The 18,205-nt window shown below is 58.7% G+C and carries 16 protein-coding genes; 10 read left to right on the top strand and 6 right to left on the bottom strand.

Features of this window, described 5'->3' with window-relative positions; all coding sequences use genetic code 11:
- Positions 1 to 22: 22 nt before the first annotated feature.
- Together yiiM and sodA are read right to left on the bottom strand one after the other, a co-directional pair.
- Positions 23 to 697: a 6-hydroxyaminopurine reductase gene (gene yiiM / locus ACQG03_RS21270; protein WP_063163764.1), complete on the bottom strand. Its 675-nt coding sequence runs from the start codon at positions 695 to 697 to the stop codon at positions 23 to 25.
- Between the two features lie 66 nt (positions 698 to 763).
- Positions 764 to 1,384, bottom strand: coding sequence for a superoxide dismutase [Mn] (sodA, locus tag ACQG03_RS21275; RefSeq protein WP_003861999.1), 621 nt, complete (start codon positions 1,382 to 1,384; stop codon positions 764 to 766).
- A gap of 288 nt (positions 1,385 to 1,672) precedes the next feature.
- Between sodA and rhaT the strand changes: the two genes are divergently transcribed.
- Complete coding sequence (rhaT, locus tag ACQG03_RS21280) at positions 1,673 to 2,707, top strand: L-rhamnose/proton symporter RhaT (RefSeq protein WP_022649813.1); 1,035 nt, start codon at positions 1,673 to 1,675, stop codon at positions 2,705 to 2,707.
- On the opposite strand, the gene rhaR is transcribed toward rhaT, so the two are convergent.
- Together rhaR and rhaS (ACQG03_RS21290) are read right to left on the bottom strand one after the other, a co-directional pair.
- The gene (gene rhaR, locus ACQG03_RS21285; RefSeq protein ID WP_022649814.1) at positions 2,708 to 3,556 is read right to left on the bottom strand and encodes an HTH-type transcriptional activator RhaR; all 849 of its coding nucleotides are present in this window, start codon (positions 3,554 to 3,556) and stop codon (positions 2,708 to 2,710) included.
- A gap of 73 nt (positions 3,557 to 3,629) precedes the next feature.
- Positions 3,630 to 4,466 carry an HTH-type transcriptional activator RhaS gene (gene rhaS / locus ACQG03_RS21290; RefSeq protein WP_022649815.1) on the bottom strand — a complete coding sequence of 279 codons (837 nt, stop codon included), beginning with the start codon at positions 4,464 to 4,466 and terminating at the stop codon, positions 3,630 to 3,632.
- 301 nt (positions 4,467 to 4,767) lie between these two features.
- Here rhaS (ACQG03_RS21290) and rhaB point away from each other — a divergent pair, with 301 nt between their 5' ends.
- From rhaB to rhaM, 9 genes are all read left to right on the top strand, one after another.
- Entirely contained in the window at positions 4,768 to 6,237 is a 1,470-nt protein-coding gene (gene rhaB / locus ACQG03_RS21295; RefSeq protein ID WP_048965903.1) for a rhamnulokinase, read from the top strand.
- Positions 6,234 to 7,493: an L-rhamnose isomerase gene (rhaA, locus tag ACQG03_RS21300; RefSeq protein ID WP_022649817.1), complete on the top strand. Its 1,260-nt coding sequence runs from the start codon at positions 6,234 to 6,236 to the stop codon at positions 7,491 to 7,493. Before rhaB ends, rhaA begins: the two co-directional genes overlap by 4 nt.
- Positions 7,494 to 7,614: 121 nt before the next feature.
- Positions 7,615 to 8,445 carry a rhamnulose-1-phosphate aldolase gene (gene rhaD, locus ACQG03_RS21305; protein ID WP_022649818.1) on the top strand — a complete coding sequence of 277 codons (831 nt, stop codon included), beginning with the start codon at positions 7,615 to 7,617 and terminating at the stop codon, positions 8,443 to 8,445.
- A gap of 82 nt (positions 8,446 to 8,527) precedes the next feature.
- Positions 8,528 to 9,514, top strand: coding sequence for a rhamnose ABC transporter substrate-binding protein (rhaS, locus tag ACQG03_RS21310; RefSeq protein WP_023298909.1), 987 nt, complete (start codon positions 8,528 to 8,530; stop codon positions 9,512 to 9,514).
- A gap of 99 nt (positions 9,515 to 9,613) precedes the next feature.
- Positions 9,614 to 11,116: a sugar ABC transporter ATP-binding protein gene (locus ACQG03_RS21315; RefSeq protein ID WP_023305095.1), complete on the top strand. Its 1,503-nt coding sequence runs from the start codon at positions 9,614 to 9,616 to the stop codon at positions 11,114 to 11,116.
- Positions 11,116 to 12,120 (top strand): ABC transporter permease, encoded by a 1,005-nt coding sequence (locus ACQG03_RS21320; RefSeq protein ID WP_063163765.1) that lies wholly within the window; start codon positions 11,116 to 11,118, stop codon positions 12,118 to 12,120. Before ACQG03_RS21315 ends, ACQG03_RS21320 begins: the two co-directional genes overlap by 1 nt.
- A complete protein-coding gene (locus ACQG03_RS21325) occupies positions 12,117 to 13,118 on the top strand; it encodes an ABC transporter permease (RefSeq protein WP_032622004.1) in 1,002 nt (333 codons plus the stop codon). The genes ACQG03_RS21320 and ACQG03_RS21325 overlap by 4 nt, the downstream gene beginning before the upstream one ends.
- Positions 13,119 to 13,253: 135 nt before the next feature.
- Positions 13,254 to 14,402, top strand: coding sequence for a lactaldehyde reductase (gene fucO, locus ACQG03_RS21330; RefSeq protein WP_022649823.1), 1,149 nt, complete (start codon positions 13,254 to 13,256; stop codon positions 14,400 to 14,402).
- Positions 14,399 to 14,713 carry an L-rhamnose mutarotase gene (rhaM, locus tag ACQG03_RS21335; protein WP_063163766.1) on the top strand — a complete coding sequence of 105 codons (315 nt, stop codon included), beginning with the start codon at positions 14,399 to 14,401 and terminating at the stop codon, positions 14,711 to 14,713. The genes fucO and rhaM overlap by 4 nt, the downstream gene beginning before the upstream one ends.
- On the opposite strand, the gene ACQG03_RS21340 is transcribed toward rhaM, so the two are convergent.
- Complete coding sequence (locus ACQG03_RS21340; protein ID WP_063163767.1) at positions 14,701 to 15,978, bottom strand: MFS transporter; 1,278 nt, start codon at positions 15,976 to 15,978, stop codon at positions 14,701 to 14,703. The genes rhaM and ACQG03_RS21340 overlap by 13 nt on opposite strands.
- A gap of 44 nt (positions 15,979 to 16,022) precedes the next feature.
- Positions 16,023 to 18,146 (bottom strand): alpha-galactosidase, encoded by a 2,124-nt coding sequence (locus ACQG03_RS21345; protein ID WP_063163768.1) that lies wholly within the window; start codon positions 18,144 to 18,146, stop codon positions 16,023 to 16,025.
- Positions 18,147 to 18,205 lie beyond the last annotated feature (59 nt).

Consider the following 18,205-nt stretch of genomic DNA (forward strand, 5'->3'; position numbering starts at 1 on the left):
AGAGGGCCGGGGTGAGGGGAAATTATTTCCCCCACAATCTCCGCGAACTGCTCTCGATCTTGCCGCTTATCCGCCGCTTCTGCATCGTTCTGGTCCAGCTGGTGGATAATCCTGCCGCTGACAGCAGGCGGTGAAACTGTTCATCGTCGAACGGCATATGCCAGGCAATGGCACAGGCCTCGAATACCGACACCTCACTCAGCCGCGACGCCAGCTCCAGCGGCGCATCCGCCGAAACCTGTCCCGTCTGCACAACGCGATACAGCCAGCCGGTTTTACCCGCGTTTTGCAGCTGGGCCGACATATCCTGAATGCCAAAATGGTAGTTAAGTTTGAAGCACGGCGAGCGCGGCTGGGTGACCTGAATCAGAGCATCGCCCCAGCGATAAATATCGCCAATAAAGACGTTCTTCTCCGTCAGCCCTTCCGTTGAGAGATTTTCGCCAAACGCGGGGGCGACGAAAAGGTCCGCCTGTTCAGGAAATTCGGTTTTCCAGTGCTGATAGTGCTCGCGCGGATAGTGGCACAGCGCGCGATCGGGCCCGCCGTGGATTTTCTTTTCGGCCTGCTGGTCACCCGCCAGACCAAGCTCGGTAAGCGTCAGCTCACCGTCGACCTGCACTTTGGCGATAGCGCTCGGGCGACTGCCTTCGTACTCCCTTACCTTGCCTGTAAACACATTCACCGGGTAATGCATCTCCACTCCTTCAGATACAAAAAAAGCGAGTCATCAGACTCGCTTCTCACAGGCGTCAATGCAACCTTATTTTTTAGCGGCGAAACGCGCTGCTGCTTCGTCCCAGTTCACTACATCCCAGAAGGCTTTGATGTAGTCAGGGCGACGGTTCTGGAACTTCAGGTAGTAAGCGTGTTCCCACACGTCCAGACCCAGAATTGGGAAGCCGGATGCGCCAGAGATAGCTTCACCCATCAGCGGGGAGTCCTGGTTTGCGGTTGAAACGACCGCCAGTTTGTCACCTTTCAGGACCAGCCACGCCCAGCCAGAGCCGAAACGGGTTGCAGCGGCTTTTTCGAATTCCGCTTTGAAGTTGTCAACGGAACCGAAGTCACGCTCGATAGCCGCTTTCAGGTCGCCCTGAAGGGTGGTGCCGGTTTTCAGGCCTTTCCAGAACAGGCTGTGGTTAGCGTGACCGCCCGCGTTGTTGCGCAGCACGGTTTTCTTGTCTGCTGGCAGCTGGTCCAGTTTGGTGATCAGCTCTTCAACAGGCAGATTAGCGAACTCTGGCAGGCTTTCCAGCGCAGCATTCGCGTTATTCACGTAGGTCTGGTGATGTTTAGTGTGATGGATTTCCATCGTCTGCTTGTCGAAATGCGGTTCCAGTGCGTCGTAGGCATACGGCAGGGATGGCAGTGTATAACTCATAATCCTCTCCATTATTGTCGGGCGGCACAGCTGTTAATGCCGCGTAAGCAGTTGGTTCATTATAGTTAATTAAATGATATTGAAAATGATTATCAATACCGTAGTTTTTATAAGGTTATTCGGTTTTTAAGAAATGAAGGAATTGTGAGTCTGCTCACGCGGTTAACGTGCTGATTGCCATTCAAAACAAAAGTGCGGCAACCTTCTGAAGGTTCCCAAACCGCCTAATTTTTACACTCATCAAGTCGGCGGGAAGCCTCCGGCTATAAAAACGATGAGGATGTAAAAATGAATCATGCGATTACGATGGGTATCTTCTGGCATTTGATAGGCGCGGCCAGTGCAGCCTGTTTCTATGCCCCGTTTAAAAAGGTGAAAGGCTGGTCATGGGAAACCATGTGGTCCGTTGGCGGTACCGTGTCCTGGCTGATTTTGCCGTGGACAATCAGCGCCATGCTGCTGCCCGATTTCTGGGGCTACTTCTCCTCCTTCAACGCCTCCACCCTGCTGCCGGTATTCCTGTTCGGCGCGATGTGGGGTATCGGTAATATCAACTACGGCCTCACCATGCGCTACCTCGGAATGTCGATGGGGATTGGCATCGCGATCGGCATTACGCTGATTGTTGGCACCCTGATGACGCCAATCCTCAACGGCAACTTCGATGTGCTGATCAACACCCAGGGTGGGCGAATGACGCTGCTGGGCGTGCTGGTAGCGGTGATCGGCGTGGGAATTGTCACCCGCGCGGGCCAGTTGAAAGAACGCAAGATGGGCATCAAAGCCGAAGAGTTCAACCTGAAGAAAGGGCTGCTACTGGCGGTGATGTGTGGCGTCTTCTCGGCGGGCATGTCGTTCGCGATGAACGCCGCCAAACCGATGCACGACGCCGCTGCAGCGCTGGGCGTCGACCCGCTGTACGTTGCCCTGCCAAGCTACGTGGTGATCATGGGCGGCGGCGCACTGGTAAACCTCGGCTTTTGCTTCATTCGTCTGGCAAAAGTGAAGAATCTGTCGGTAAAAGCCGACTTCTCGCTGGCAAAACCGCTGATCGTCACCAACGTCCTGCTTTCCGCCCTCGGCGGTCTGATGTGGTATCTGCAATTCTTCTTTTACGCCTGGGGTCACGCCAGTATTCCGGCGCAGTATGACTACATGAGCTGGATGCTGCACATGAGCTTCTACGTGCTGTGCGGCGGGCTGGTTGGGCTGGTGCTGAAAGAGTGGAACAACGCCGGGCGTCGTCCGGTTGGCGTGCTGAGCCTGGGCTGCGTGGTGATTATTATTGCGGCCAATATCGTCGGCCTCGGCATGGCGAACTGATTACGCTGCCTTTCGACTGCGATGACGCCACTGAACCGGCGTCATCCCCACCTCACGGTTAAACACCACCGAAAAGTAGTTACTGTCCTCAAAGCCGCAGCGCATCGCCACTTCACTCACCATCAGCTCCGTATGCTGTAACAGATACTGAGCGTGGCAGATGCGCAGCTGGCGCAGATAGTGGTTTACCGTCATCCCCGTCTGGGTGCGGAACTGCTGGCGCAGCGCGCGCTCGCTGCACTGCTCCTGCTCGCAGAATTTTTCCAGCACGAAACTCTTGTTAAGACTGCCCGCAAGCCGGGTGATGAGCTTATCCAGCAGCGCTTCCTGCGTGGTGGCAGAGGGATTATCCGTAGCGTAACGATGGCGCTTCAGGGTCATCACCAGCTGGGCAAAAAGCAGCTCCGACATCTGGTTTGCCACCGGATCGCTCTTCTGGCTCTCCTGCTCCAGCTGGGAAATCGTCTGGCGCACCTGAGCCATGCCGTTGCTGCTTAAGCGCCAGTGCGGTTCGCCTCTGGCATCATGTAAACCGGGGATATTGCCCGCCCAGTCGACATTCAGTTTAAGCCTGTCAGGGCAGTAGATGACGTTCTGCAACACCAGATCGTTAACCGAGGCGTAAGAGTGTTTATCTTCGGCGCGGATGTAGAACAGGTCTCCGCGCGTGATGCGGTAGGGACGGTCGTTGAGGACGTGCAGGCCGTTGCCCCGCCACACCAGCACCAGCTCGCAGAACTCGTGGGTATGCTCGGCAAAGACGTTTTGTGGATAGCGGTCCGCCACCGCGACGGCCTGACTCGCGGAGGCAAAAAAATCATCTTTACGAAGAATTAACTGAGCAGCCACACCACAACCTCGACGGCGAATAACCGGACATTATTAGCCTTTCTGCGGTAAAAAAACGGTGACTGCCCTCGCGTTACTGAAGCAACGCGTCTTTCCCCTGACGGATATCGCGCGGCGACCAGCTAAATTCCCGACGAAACAGCGTTGAAAAGTGGTTACTGTCGCCGAAACCGCAGCGATAGGCGATATCCGTGACGCTTTCATCCGTGTGCCTTAAAAGGTGACGCGCTTTGATCAGGCGCAGACGGTTGAGGTAGCGCTGCGGCGTCAGCCCGGTATGCTGCTTGAGCTGACGATGCAGCGTGCGCAGCGAGAGCGAAAAGTCATCCGCCAGCGTTTCCCAGCAGACATCTTCGGCAAAATGATCTTCCAGCCAGGCCATCAGCTGATTCAGGCGCGCGTCGTTATTTTCCAGCCCTTCCACCAGGCTGCTGCGCCGCAGCAGCACCAGCAGCTGCATAAACAGCATCTCGCGGGTAGCAATGGCGTGCGTCTCCTGTCCATCCTCGCTCTGCTCCATCTGGCTTACCAGCTGACGCACCTGCTGCAACGTGGACTGATTCACCCGCCAGTGCGACGGATAATGGCCGTCCTTCTCCTGCGGCAACAGCTGATTCAGCCCGGAGAGAAACTGAAACGCATCCGGAGAACGATAGAGCACATTGGTCAGGCACAGGTTATCGGTATGTTCATACAGGTGCCTGTCGTGATCGCGCACGAAGCACACCGTACCGCCGCTGATGGTATACGGCTGACCATTAAACACGTGGATGCCCGTTCCGTGCTCAACAATCACAATTTCATGAAAATCATGATGATGTTCCGGGAACGCAGCCTGAGGCAGCCGTGGCTCAATCGCAACCGGCGAAGCCCCCGAAGGAAAAAAATCGACGCTGTGCAGTACGGTCATAACGGCCTCTACCAATGAGAAAAGTTCTCAAAATAGTAATTAAGGCCTTCCCCGCTCACCTTAAATTTTTGACAGCAAACCGCGCAAAAGCTGCCGGTTTTTCAAGAAACAGGCGGAAAGATCGGGAAATGCGGTCAGCGTCACACTGCCTGCAAACCCCGCGATTACTGGAAACTGTGAACTCCCTCACGTTCATCTTTGCTTTCTTGCCAGCGCGAGATTTGGGCTGTCAGTGGCGAGAAGGTGGCTATTTCTTCCCTTTCTTACACTCCTCGCTAATGACTTAAGAAAGGACCCGACCATGACTTTTCGCCATTGTGTGGCTGTCGATTTAGGCGCATCCAGCGGCCGTGTAATGCTCGCCACCTGGGACTGCGACCTGCACACCCTTACGCTTCGCGAAATGCACCGTTTCGCCAATTGTCTGCAAAAACAGGACGGTTTTGTTACCTGGGATATCGACGCCCTGGAAGCAGAGATCCGCACCGGACTTCACAACGTCTGCGAAGACGGTATTCGCATCGACAGTATCGGCATTGATACCTGGGGTGTGGATTACGTGCTGCTGGACAGTCACGGCGAACGCGTCGGCCTGCCGGTCTCCTACCGCGACAGCCGCACCGATGGGCTGATGGCGCACGCCATCGCGCAGCTTGGCAAGGAGAACATCTATGGTCGCAGTGGCATCCAGTTCCTGCCGTTTAACACGCTGTATCAGCTACGTGCGCTGGTTGAGCAACAGCCTGAGCTGGTCGAAAAGGTGGCGCATGCGCTGCTGATCCCGGACTACTTAAGCTACCGTCTGACCGGCAATATGAACTGGGAATACACCAACGCCACCACCACGCAGCTGGTCAACATCAACACCGATAACTGGGATGAACATCTGCTGGCCTGGACGGGCGCCTCGCCGTCCTGGTTCGGCGCGCCAACCCATCCGGGCAATGTGATCGGTCACTGGCTTTGCCCGCAGGGGAATGAAATCCCTGTTGTCGCCGTCGCCAGTCACGACACCGCGAGCGCGGTCATTGCCTCGCCGCTCGCCGACAAAGATGCGGCCTATCTCTCTTCCGGCACCTGGTCGCTGATGGGCTTCGAGAGCAAAACCCCGTACACCAGCGATGCCGCGATGGCGGCGAACATCACCAACGAAGGCGGTGCCGAAGGCCGCTACCGGGTGCTGAAGAACATCATGGGGCTGTGGCTGCTCCAGCGGGTGCTGAAAGAGCAGGCCATCACCGACCTGCCCGCGCTTATCGCGGAAACCGAAACGCTGAAGGCCTGCACCTTCCTGATCAACCCGAACGACGATCGCTTTATCAACCCGGTGCACATGAGCGCCGAAATCCAGGCCGCCTGTTTTGAAGCGGGGCAGCCGGTACCTTCCCGCTCCGCCGAGCTGGCACGCTGCATTTTTGACAGCCTCGCCCTGCTGTATGCCGACATCCTGAGCGAGCTGGCTGACCTTCGCGGCAAACCGTTCACACAACTGCATATCGTGGGCGGCGGCTGCCAGAACCAGCTGCTGAACCAGCTCTGCGCGGATGCCTGCGGCATTACCGTGGTGGCAGGTCCGATTGAAGCCTCCACGCTCGGCAATATCGGCATTCAGCTGATGACCCTGGACGAACTTTCAAACGTCGACGATTTCCGTTCGGTGGTGACGGCGAATAACAGCCTGACCACCTTCACCCCCCATCCCTGCCATGAAATTGCCCGATACCGGGCGCAGTTTCAGCAAAAACGACTGACTAAGGAGCTTTGCGCATGACCACTCAACTTGAACAAGCCTGGGACCTGGCTAAACAGCGTTTCGCCGCCGTCGGCGTGGATGTCGAAGAGGCGCTGCGCCAGCTCGACCGTCTGCCCGTCTCCATGCACTGTTGGCAGGGTGATGACGTCGCCGGTTTCGAGAACCCGGGCGGTTCCCTGACGGGGGGTATTCAGGCCACGGGTAACTACCCGGGCAAAGCGCGCAACGCCACCGAACTGCGTGCGGATCTGGAGCTGGCGCTGAGCCTGATCCCCGGGCCAAAGCGCCTGAACCTGCACGCCATTTATCTCGAATCCGACGAGCCGGTCGCGCGTAACGAAATCAAACCGGAACACTTTAAGAACTGGGTGGAGTGGGCGAAGGCCAACCGGCTGGGTCTGGATTTTAACCCGTCCTGCTTCTCGCACCCGCTGAGCGCGGACGGGTTTACCCTTGCGCACGCCAACGACGAAATCCGCCAGTTCTGGATCGACCATGTCAAAGCCAGCCGCCGCGTCTCGGCGTATTTCGGCGAGCAGCTTGGCACGCCATCGGTAATGAATATCTGGATCCCGGACGGCATGAAAGACATCACCGTAGACCGACTGGCCCCGCGTCAGCGTCTGCTGGCCGCGCTGGATGAAGCTATCAGCGAAAAACTGGACCCGGCGCACCACATCGACGCCGTCGAAAGCAAGCTGTTCGGCATTGGCGCAGAGAGCTACACCGTGGGCTCAAACGAGTTCTACATGGGTTACGCCACCAGCCGCCAGACCGCGCTGTGCCTGGATGCCGGCCACTTCCACCCAACCGAGGTGATCTCCGACAAAATCTCCGCCGCCATGCTCTACGTGCCGCGTCTGCTGCTGCACGTCAGCCGCCCGGTTCGCTGGGACAGCGACCACGTGGTGCTGCTGGATGACGAAACCCAGGCCATTGCCAGCGAAATCATCCGCCACGACCTCTTTGACCGCGTACACATTGGCCTCGACTTCTTCGACGCCTCCATCAACCGCATCGCGGCGTGGGTTATCGGCACCCGCAACATGAAGAAAGCCCTGCTGCGCGCGCTGCTGGAGCCTGTCGCCGCCCTGAAACAGCTGGAAGAAAACGGCGACTACACCGCGCGCCTGGCGCTGCTGGAAGAGCAGAAATCCCTGCCGTGGCAGGCGGTGTGGGAGATGTACTGCCAGCGTCACGATGCGCCTGCGGGCAGCCAGTGGCTGGACAACGTGCGGGCATATGAGGAAGACGTGTTGAGTCAGCGCGGGTAACTGCCCCCTCACCCCTGTCCTCTCCCCAAAGGGGAGAGGGAGCAAACCATCCCCTCTCCCCTTTGGGGAGAGGGTTAGGGTGAGGGGTTCAACCTCACCGCGATAACTGGAAATGAAAACTATGCAGACCATCACCACTTCCTGGTTCGTCCAGGGCATGATCAAAGCCACCTCTGACGCCTGGCTCAAAGGCTGGGATGAGCGCAACGGCGGCAACCTGACGCTACGCCTGGACGACGCGGATATCGAGCCATTTGCCGCCGATTTCCACCAGAAGCCGCGCTATATCGCCCTGAGCCAGCCGATGCCGCTGCTCGCCAACACGCCGTTTATCGTCACCGGTTCCGGGAAGTTCTTCCGCAACGTCCAGCTCGATCCGCAGGCCAACCTTGGCGTGGTGAAAGTGGACAGCGACGGTGCGGGCTACCACATTCTCTGGGGTCTGACGGACGACGCGGTACCGACATCCGAACTCCCGGCGCACTTCCTCTCCCACTGCGAGCGCATCAAGGCGACCAATGGCAAGGACCGCGTGATCATGCACTGCCACGCCACCAACCTGATCGCCCTGACCTACGTGCTGGAAAATAATTCTGATTTCTTCACCCGCAAACTGTGGGAAGGCAGTACCGAGTGTCTGGTGGTGTTCCCGGACGGCGTCGGCATTCTGCCGTGGATGGTGCCGGGCACCGACGAAATCGGTCAGGCAACCGCAACGGACATGCAGAAGCACTCACTGGTGCTGTGGCCGTTCCACGGCGTCTTCGGCAGCGGCCCGACGCTGGATGAAACCTTCGGCCTGATCGACACCGCTGAGAAATCCGCGGAAGTGCTGGTGAAGGTCTATTCCATGGGCGGCATGAAGCAGACCATCACCCGGGAAGAGCTGATCGCCCTGGGCAAACGCTTTGGCGTCACCCCCATGCAGTCGGCGTTAGATCTGTACCAATAACAACATCGCGCCCCGCTCATTGAGACGGGGCGAAAACCACCTGCAATACCTACAACTAACTCAAGTCAGTGGAGTAAAAGCAATGAAAATAAAAGCAAGCTTGATCCTCACCGTTGCCGCTCTGGCGTTGTCCGGTTCCGCTTTAGCAGAAGTGAAAATCGCCCTGGTGGCGAAGTCCTTAGGAAATGGATTCTTCGAGGCAGCGAACGTCGGCGCGCAGGAGGCGGCCAAAGAGTTAGGCGATGTGAAAGTGATTTATACCGGCCCGACTACCACCACGGCGGAAGCGCAGATCGAGGTGCTGAACGGGTTGATCGCCCAGGGCGTGGATGCGATCGCGATTTCCGCGAACGATCCGGACGCCGTCGTGCCGGTGCTGAAAAAAGCGATGCAGCGCGGCATTAAGGTTGTGTCGTGGGACTCCGGGGTGGCGAAAGCCGGACGCCAGATCCACCTCAACCCGTCCAATAATGCCCTGATTGGCGAAACCAACGTGAAGCTCGCCGCCGACGCGCTGAAAGCGCTGAACGTGGAGAAGGGCGACGTGGCGGTGCTGAGCGCCACGCCAACCTCCACCAACCAGAATACATGGATTGCGGAGATGAAAAAGGTGCTGCCGAAGTACCCGTCCGTCAATCTGGTGACCGTGGCCTACGGAGACGATCTCTCTGACAAAAGCTACCGCGAAGCGGTCGGCTTGCTGAAAACCTACCCCGAACTGAAAGTGATTGTTTCGCCATCGTCCGTGGGCATCGTGGCCGCTGCGCAGGCGGTGAAGGACCAGGGCAAGATTGGCAAAGTGTACGTCACCGGTTTAGGCCTGCCGTCCGAGATGGCGGGCGCGGTGAAGTCCGGCGCGAGCAAGAGCTTTGCCATCTGGAACCCGATTGACCTCGGCTATGCGGCAACCTACCTGGCGGATGACCTGGTGAAAGGCACGGCCACGAAAGGTGAGGCCAGCATGGGCAGACTGGGCAAAGTGAAGCTGGATGCTGACGGCAACGGCGCGATGGCCGAGCCGTTCGTCTACGATGCCAGCAATATTGATAAGTTCTCGAAAATCTTTTGATGCAATTTGTAGGCCGGATAAGCGTAGCGCCATCCGGCAAAAGGCGGGTGGCGCTGCCGCTTACCCGCCCTACAAATTCCTCTGTCCAGGAGAACTATCATGACCCCATTGCTACAGCTTTCTGGCATCACCAAGGTGTTCCCCGGCGTGCGTGCCCTTGAGAACGTGCAGCTTGCGCTGTGGCCCGGCAAAGTGACGGCGCTTATCGGCGAAAACGGCGCGGGCAAGTCGACGCTGGTCAAAGTGATGACCGGCATTTACCAGCCCGACGAGGGCGAAATTCTCTATAAAGCGATCCCCGTTCATCTCCCGACGCCGGAGTCGGCGCATAAAATGGGCATCACCGCCATTCACCAGGAAACCGTGCTGTTTGATGAACTCTCGGTCACCGAGAATATTTTTGTCGGTCAGTACCTTCACAAAGGCTTCCTGAAAAAGCTCGACTGGCCGGAAATGCACCGCCGGGCGCAGGCGATCCTCACGCGACTGGAAGTGCAAATCGACCCGCGCGCGACGCTGAAAACCCTGAGCATCGCCCAGCGTCACATGGTGGCGATTGCCCGCGCGCTGTCGTTTGAGGCGCAGGTGGTGATCCTCGATGAACCCACGGCGGCGCTGTCGCAGCATGAAATCCTCGAGTTTTACCAGATTGTGGAGCGCTTAAAGCAGGAGGGCAAAGCCATCCTGTTTATTTCCCACAAGTTCGACGAGATTTTTGAGCTGGCCGATCACTACACTATTTTGCGCGACGGCGCGTTCGTCGGTGCAGGTGCAATAAATGAGATCACCGAGGAGCGGATGGTGTCGATGATGGTCGGGCGCGCCATTACCCAAACTTTCCCTAAAATCGACTGCGAAAAAGGCGAGACGGTGCTGGAGGTGAAAAACCTCTGCCATCCGACCGAGTTTGCGCATATCTCGTTCTCCCTGCGTAAAGGGGAAATCCTCGGCTTTTACGGGCTGGTGGGGGCCGGGCGTACCGAGCTGATGCAGGCGCTTTCCGGCGTCACGCGGCCATCGTCCGGGGAAATTATCCTCAACGGACAGCCCCGGCGCTTCCGCCAGCCTGCGGATGCGATCAAAGCCGGTATCGTCTGCGTGCCGGAAGAAAGACAGAAACAGGGGGCGATTATCGCCCTGCCGATTGCCCAGAACATCAGCCTGCCTCAGCTCAGCAAGCTCAATCCGAACGGTGTGCTGCATGACGACCGTGAATGGAAGCTGGCGGACGAGTACGCCAAACGCCTGCAAGTGAAAGCCTTCAGCTGGAAGCAGGCGGTGGAGACCCTCTCTGGCGGCAACCAGCAAAAGGTCGTGATCGGCAAATGGCTGGCGACGCACCCTGACGTGATTATCCTCGATGAGCCGACAAAAGGCATCGATATCGGCTCAAAAGCAGCCGTGCATCAGTTTATGTCCGAGCTGGTCAGTCAGGGGCTGGCGGTAATTATGGTCTCGTCCGAACTGCCGGAAGTGATGGGCATGGCGGATCGCATTATCGTCATGCACGAGGGGCTGATGGTGGCCGAGTACCAGGCGGGAGACGCGACGGCGGAAACCATCGTCAGCGCCGCCAGCGGTGCAAAACAGGAGGCGGCATAATGCTTAGCTCACTCTTAAAACACCGCGAAGCCCTGCTGGGCGCGGTGATTATCCTGATGATCGTCGCCATTGGCAGCCGCGTGCCATCGTTTATCGCGCCGGGCAACCTGGTGGAGATGTTTAACGACACCGCCATTCTGATCGTCCTCGCGCTCGGGCAGATGATGGTGCTGCTCACGAAAGGCATCGACCTGTCGATGGCGGCCAATCTGGCCCTGACCGGGATGATTGTCGCCCTGATTAATTTCCATTACCCGGACGTGCCCGTCTGGGCGCTGCTGATCCTTGCCAGCGTGCTTGGGCTGCTGATGGGCGCGATAAACGGCCTGCTGGTGTGGAAGCTGGGCATTCCGGCGATTGTGGTAACGCTCGGCACCATGAGCATCTACCGCGGAATAATCTTTTTGCTCTCCGGCGGCGGCTGGGTGAACTCAAACCAGATGGGTACAGATTTCCTCGGCCTGCCACGTGCGTCAGTGCTGGGCTTGCCGGTGCTGAGCTGGTGCGCCATCGCCGCGCTGCTGCTGGTGGGCTACTTCCTGCGCTACAGCCGCACCGGACGAGCGCTCTACACCGCAGGCGGTAATGCCACGGCAGCGTACTACACCGGGATCAACGCCGGAAAAATGCAGTTCATTAGTTTCTGCCTTTCCGGTCTGCTGGCCGGGTTCTGCGGCTACCTGTGGATATCGCGCTTTGCCGTTGCGTATGTTGACGTCGCTAACGGTTTTGAATTGCAGGTGGTGGCAGCCTGTGTGATTGGGGGGATCAGCACCATGGGCGGCACCGGGCGCGTGCTCGGCTGTCTGTTTGGCGCACTGTTCCTCGGGGTGATTAACAACGCCCTGCCGGTGATCGGCGTCTCACCGTTCTGGCAGATGGCGATTTCCGGCACGGTAATTGTGATAGCGGTGCTGCTGAACGAGCGCGGCAATAAACGTAAAGGCCGATTGATACTGCGCGATGCGGCGCTGGCACGTCAGAAACTGGCGGTGAAATCATGAGCAAAATGATGACATCTGAAGCAATCAAACCCACTTCTGCGCCGGGCATCTTCCAGCGTCTGCTGTGCTGGGAGGGGTTCCTGCTGGCGGTGACGCTGGCGGTGTTCTTGGTGAACGCGCTCGCCTCACCCTACTTTCTCAATATCTGGAACCTCTCCGACGCGACGTTCAACTTCACCGAAAAAGCGATCATCGTGTTGCCGATGGCGATGCTGATTATCGCCAGGGAAATTGACCTGTCGGTAGCCTCCACCATCGCGCTCAGCTCCACGGTGATGGGCTTTTGCGCGGCGGCGGGCGTCGATACGCCGCTGCTGGTCTGCGTCGGATTAGGCGTCGGGCTACTGTGCGGGCTGTTCAACGGCATTCTGGTGACGCGCTTTAACCTGTCGTCCATCGTCATCACCATCGGCACGATGAGCCTGTACCGCGGGATCACCTACATTCTGCTCGGGGACCAGGCGCTGAACAGCTACCCTGAGAGCTTCGCCTGGTTCGGCCAGGGCTACGTCTGGGGCGCGCTGTCGTTTGAATTCGCGCTGTTTATCGTGCTGGCCGCTCTGTTTGCCTTTGTGCTGCACCGCACCAACTTTGGCCGCCGCACCTACGCCATCGGCAACAACCCGACCGGCGCGTGGTACTCCGGCATCAACGTGAAGCGCCACAACCTGATCCTCTTCGCACTGGTTGGGCTGATGTCCGGCCTGGCGTCGGTGCTGCTTACCTCGCGTCTGGGCAGCACCCGCCCGACCATCGCGATGGGCTGGGAGCTGGCGGTGGTGACGATGGCGGTGCTCGGCGGCGTCAATATTCTCGGTGGGTCCGGCAGCATGGTGGGCGTGATTATCGCCGCCTTCCTGATGGGGCTGGTGACCTTCGGCCTGAGCCTGCTCAACGTGCCCGGCATTGTGATGTCGGTGATTATCGGCGCGATGCTGATCGTGGTGATTTCGCTGCCGATTATTACCCGCCGGATGATGCAGCGAAGACGGAATTAAATTGCCCCTCACCCCTGCCCTCTCCCCTGAGGGGAGAGGGTGAAAAGCCGCACCAAGCAGTCCCCTCTCCCCTCCGGGGAGAGGGTTAGGGTGAGGGGAACGGATTACCTCAAAAGCATATTAAGGAGAATTATCATGAGCTTTATGTTGGCACTCCCCAAAATCAGCCTGCACGGCGCGGGCGCGATCGGCGATATGGTCAATCTGGTGGCAAACAAACAGTGGGGAAAAGCGCTGATTGTCACCGACGGCCAGTTGGTGAAGCTGGGCCTGCTCGACAGTTTGTTTTCCGCGCTCGACGCCCATCAGATGTCGTATCACCTGTTCGATGAAGTATTCCCGAATCCGACGGAAGCGCTGGTGCAAAAAGGCTATGCGGCATATCAGGATGCGGAGTGTGATTACCTGATTGCCTTTGGCGGCGGCAGCCCGATTGATACCGCCAAGGCAATCAAAATCCTCACCGCCAACCCCGGTCCGTCAACCGATTACTCCGGCGTCGGCAAAGTAAAAAACGCGGGCGTGCCGCTGGTGGCGATCAACACCACCGCAGGCACGGCAGCGGAGATGACCAGCAACGCGGTGATCATCGACTCCGCGCGTCAGGTTAAAGAGGTGATTATCGACCCGAACATCATCCCGGATATCGCCGTGGACGATGCCAGCGTGATGCTCGATATTCCGGCCTCCGTGACCGCCGCAACCGGCATGGACGCGCTAACCCACGCCATTGAAGCTTACGTCTCCGTGGGCGCACACCCACTGACCGATGCCAACGCGCTGGAAGCCATTCGTCTGATCAACCTCTGGCTGCCGAAAGCGGTCGACGACGGTCACAACCTGGAAGCGCGCGAGCAGATGGCTTTTGGGCAGTATCTGGCGGGCATGGCGTTTAACAGCGCCGGGCTGGGGCTGGTGCATGCTCTGGCGCACCAGCCGGGCGCGACGCACAACCTGCCGCACGGCGTGTGCAACGCCATCCTGCTGCCGATCATCGAAAACTTTAACCGCCCGAACGCGGTCGCCCGATTCGCCCGTGTGGCGCAGGCGATGGGCGTTGACACGCGCGGCATGAGCGACGAAGCGGCCAGCATGTCCGCCATTCAGGCGATTCGCGATCTGAGCGCCCGGGTCGGCATTCCGTCCGGATTTAGCCAGCTCGGCGTGACCAAAGCCGATATTGAAGGCTGGCTGGATAAAGCGCTCGCTGACCCGTGCGCGCCGTGCAACCCACGTACCGCCAGCCGCGATGAGGTCCGCGAGCTGTACCTGGAGGCATTATGATCCGCAAAGCGTTTGTGATGCAGGTAAACCCGGATGCGCACGAGGAGTATGCGCGCCGCCACAACCCGATCTGGCCTGAGCTGGAAGCGGTACTGAAAGCCCACGGCGCGCACCACTACGCCATTTACCTCGACAAAGCCCGCAACCTGCTGTTTGCGACAGTGGAGATTGAATCGGAAGAGCGCTGGAACGCGGTAGCGAATACCGACGTCTGCCAGCGCTGGTGGAAGCATATGGGTGACGTCATGCCGTCGAACCCGGATAACAGCCCGGTGAGCACGGAGCTGAACGAGGTGTTTTACCTGGACTGATGTGTTAACGCTGCTGCCCCTGCGGTAGCAGCTATCTCCCGCCTGCCACTCAGCGTAAACGCCGACACAACCGTAATCGCCAGCACGAAGCAGCCCAGCATCAGGTACGTCTCCTGGAAGCCGACCCGGTCATACATATTCCCGGCAAAGGCGGAGAGGAAAATCGCCGCCGACTGTTTGGCAAACTGGAAGCCAATCAGGTAGATGGTGGCCGACAGGCGCGTATCAAACACCCCGGTGATGTACTTGAATGCCCCCACCAGCAGGAACGGGACTTCCAGCGCGTGCAGCATCTTCAGGGCAATCACCTCCACGGCGGTTGTGGCAAACGACGATCCGATAATGCGCGTCGCCATGATCACCCCGGCAATCAGCAGCGTGTTTTTCGCACCGATGCGGTTAATGATCCACGGCGAGCAGAACATGATGATCGCGTTACAGATTTCCCCCGCTGTGGTGGCGAAACCAAAGGCGCGGGTCCCCTCCTGCGGCGTGGCGAAGAAGGTTTTGAAGAAGGTAGCAAACTGCTGGTCGAAGACGTCATATACGCAGGCCACGCCAATCACGTACAGGATGAACATCCACATTCTGCGCTGGCGGAACAGGTTGAACACGGTTTTAGCAGTGATCTGCCGCTGGTTCGCGCCCAGGGCGTTCATGACCTGCGCCGTCTGGTTGGGCTTCGGTTTCGCGACCATCAGCAGCAGCATCAGCAACAGCGCCGCCGCCGACCCCATCCAGAAAACATACGACGGATCGATGCCGAACAGGATGCCGCCCGTTGAGGCGCACAGCCCCCAGCCGAGACAGCCGAACATGCGCGCCTTGCCGTACTCAAAAAAGCTGTTGCGGCTCACGCGTTCAATGTAGGCCTCAATCGCCCCCGAACCCGCTGAGAAGACAAAGCCGATATACAACCCACCGCTCAGCGCCCCCAGCCAGATATTGGCTTTCAGCAGCGGGGCGAAGACGTACAGGAAGAACGGCGCGAACAGGAACAGCAGCACCGAGATTATCCACAGCAGGTGTTTTTTCAGCCCCAGCTTGTCCGAAATGACCCCCAGCACCGGCTGGAAGGCAATGGCCGACAGCGAGATGCAGGAGAAAACAATCCCCGTATGTGTTTTGTTCAGGCCGATGATGTCCGACAGCCAGATCGGCAGGAACGGAAAACAGGTGGCCATGATGAAGAAGTAGAGAAAGAAGAACAGCCCGAAGATCCAGAAGTTAGGGTTGTCTTTGTGGGTACAGGTTGTTGTGTTCATTATTTTTATCCTCAACGGAGGGCCGGTTGCCCGGCCCGTCACCCTTACACGCGTTCCACACCAATCAGAATGGCGGTTTCCGGATCCAGAATTGGCAGCGCAATACCCGCCTGCATCAGCCATTCACCGCTTACCGTTTGCGGCGCGTCCATCCACGCCGGCAGCTTGCGCATGGTGTGCCCGCCCTCGCCCGTAATCTGAATGTTCGGGTGATCGAGCAGCGTGATGCGGTACTGCGCGCTGGCGTCTAACCCCGGCATGCGCAGCGGCATCATCAGGGTGTAATCCGGCATCGCGAGCTGGCTGACCAAAAACAGCCCCTGCGTCTTGTCTTCGCTCACTATACCCTGCGCCAGGGTGGTGGCGTCCGGCATATCCACGCGCCACTGGGTGCCGTGATGAATGACCTCGCGCCACCGCTTATACAGCGCGGCGTAATGTCGATAGCCTTCACGCTCCTGCGCGTCGACGGTGAGCGGATCCAGCTCCAGCCCCATGTGACCAAACAGCGCCGTCAGTCCGCGGAACTGAATGCTGTGCTGGCGGAAGGTAGCGTGACATTTATGATGACCGATATGCGCCCCCATCACCTCCGGCGGGAAGAAGTAGCTCATGCCGCGCTGGATAGTGTTGCGCTCCAGCGCGTCGTTATTGTCGGACGCCCAGAAGCGGTGGCAGCGGGTCAGCACTTCATAATCGATTCGCCCGCCGCCGGAGGAGCAGGATTCAAACTCAATGTGCGGGAAACGCTCGCCCAGCACGTCCAGCAGGCGATAAAACTGGCGCGTCTGGGCATCGGCTGCGGCTTTGCCCTTGTTCCCGGGCTGCACCAGCTCGCGGTTCATGTCCCATTTCACGTAGTCGACCGCGTGTTCGCCCAGCAGCCAGCTCATGCGCTCGACCAGATAATCAAAGGCCTGCGGAATATTAAGATTGAGCACCAGCTGATGTCGCCCGGTCGCCTGGGCGTAGCCCGGCAGCGCCAGCACCCAGTCAGGGTGCGCGCGGTACAGATCGGAATCCGGGTTAATCATCTCCGGCTCAACCCAGATACCAAACTCCATGCCGAGCTGTTTAACGTGATCGATTACCGGCTTAAGGCCGTTCGGGTATTTTTTCTCGTCCAGATACCAGTCGCCCAGCGCGGCGTGGTCGTCGTTGCGGCCTTTGAACCAGCCGTCGTCAATGATAAAGCGCTCCACGCCCAGCGCTGCGGCCTCGTCGGCCATGCGCATGATGTAGTCCGGATCGTGGTCGAAGTAGATCCCCTCCCAGGTGTTGAGATGCACCGGGCGCGGTTTATCTTCCGGGAAGCGGATAACGTTATCGCGCAGGTAGCGGTGGAACTGCTGGCTCATGCCATTCAGCCCGTGCGGGGAGTGGCTGGCATACAGGCGCGGCGTCCAGAGCGTTTCCCCCTCTTCAATCGCCATTTCACCCGGCAGGTAGAGCGCTTCGGCCTGCATATAGCGGCGGCCATCGGTTTTCACCTCTGCGCGCAGGCGGTGGTTGCCGCTCCAGCCCAGATGCACACCCCAGACGTCGCCCTGCATTTCGCTGAACGATGGCGTACCGGCGATCAGCGCCGGGAAATGTTCGTGGGAGGTTTTACCCCGGCGGTTTTCAATCACAAAGCTGTCATGTTCAAGCATCACGCGGTGCGGCTGAAACTCCCTGATCCAGCGTCCGTGGAAGGCCATCACCTCCAGCGCGCGCTCGGCAATCGGGAGCGTCACGGCAAAGCGATCCACCTGCCACGCCTGCGTTTTCAGGTTGGTTAACCCATGGCGCACCACTAATACGCCGCTGGCATCCAGCACCAGCTCGCTGGTCAGGCGCAGGCCCGCCTGTTTATCTTCCGCCGTTACCGTCAGGGTTTGCCCCTGCTGTTGTACGCCTGTGGTGGTGAAGACAGGCGAACCGTCCAGCCCCTGGCGATGCCCCTCGATGCCGGGCGAACCAAACAGGCCGTGCCCCAGCTCTGCCATCAGCGTGACGGGCGAGTCGACGTCCAGCCTGCCGTTAGCAACCGGCCGCGCCAGCGTAGCGACATCCTGCGGCGAAAAGTGGTGAAGGTGCGGTCCCCAGTAGAGAATTTCGGCGAACGGATGGGTTTTTAGCACCACGTCAACCGTATTGCTTTCAAGTCGAAAAATGGCATCTTGCATCGGACATCTCCTGTCATCGGGATGTCCTGAGTGTTGATCCGAAACGTTTCGGATATAAA

Source organism: Enterobacter cloacae complex sp. 342H5 (assembly GCF_050030905.1).
Classification (GTDB): Bacteria; Pseudomonadota; Gammaproteobacteria; order Enterobacterales; family Enterobacteriaceae; genus Enterobacter; species Enterobacter intestinihominis.

What these genes read in the sequence shown, in the direction of transcription:
- rhaA (WP_022649817.1), top strand. Translation starts at nt 6,234, where the DNA reads ATGACCACTCAACTTGAACAAGCCTGGGACCTGGCTAAACAGCGTTTC.
- sodA (WP_003861999.1), bottom strand. Translation starts at nt 1,384, where the DNA reads ATGAGTTATACACTGCCATCCCTGCCGTATGCCTACGACGCACTGGAA.
- rhaM (WP_063163766.1), top strand. Translation starts at nt 14,399, where the DNA reads ATGATCCGCAAAGCGTTTGTGATGCAGGTAAACCCGGATGCGCACGAG.
- rhaD (WP_022649818.1), top strand. Translation starts at nt 7,615, where the DNA reads ATGCAGACCATCACCACTTCCTGGTTCGTCCAGGGCATGATCAAAGCC.
- rhaT (WP_022649813.1), top strand. Translation starts at nt 1,673, where the DNA reads ATGAATCATGCGATTACGATGGGTATCTTCTGGCATTTGATAGGCGCG.
- ACQG03_RS21320 (WP_063163765.1), top strand. Translation starts at nt 11,116, where the DNA reads ATGCTTAGCTCACTCTTAAAACACCGCGAAGCCCTGCTGGGCGCGGTG.
- ACQG03_RS21345 (WP_063163768.1), bottom strand. Translation starts at nt 18,146, where the DNA reads ATGCAAGATGCCATTTTTCGACTTGAAAGCAATACGGTTGACGTGGTG.
- fucO (WP_022649823.1), top strand. Translation starts at nt 13,254, where the DNA reads ATGAGCTTTATGTTGGCACTCCCCAAAATCAGCCTGCACGGCGCGGGC.
- ACQG03_RS21340 (WP_063163767.1), bottom strand. Translation starts at nt 15,978, where the DNA reads ATGAACACAACAACCTGTACCCACAAAGACAACCCTAACTTCTGGATC.
- yiiM (WP_063163764.1), bottom strand. Translation starts at nt 697, where the DNA reads ATGCATTACCCGGTGAATGTGTTTACAGGCAAGGTAAGGGAGTACGAA.
- ACQG03_RS21315 (WP_023305095.1), top strand. Translation starts at nt 9,614, where the DNA reads ATGACCCCATTGCTACAGCTTTCTGGCATCACCAAGGTGTTCCCCGGC.
- ACQG03_RS21325 (WP_032622004.1), top strand. Translation starts at nt 12,117, where the DNA reads ATGAGCAAAATGATGACATCTGAAGCAATCAAACCCACTTCTGCGCCG.
- rhaS (WP_022649815.1), bottom strand. Translation starts at nt 4,466, where the DNA reads ATGACCGTACTGCACAGCGTCGATTTTTTTCCTTCGGGGGCTTCGCCG.
- rhaB (WP_048965903.1), top strand. Translation starts at nt 4,768, where the DNA reads ATGACTTTTCGCCATTGTGTGGCTGTCGATTTAGGCGCATCCAGCGGC.
- rhaS (WP_023298909.1), top strand. Translation starts at nt 8,528, where the DNA reads ATGAAAATAAAAGCAAGCTTGATCCTCACCGTTGCCGCTCTGGCGTTG.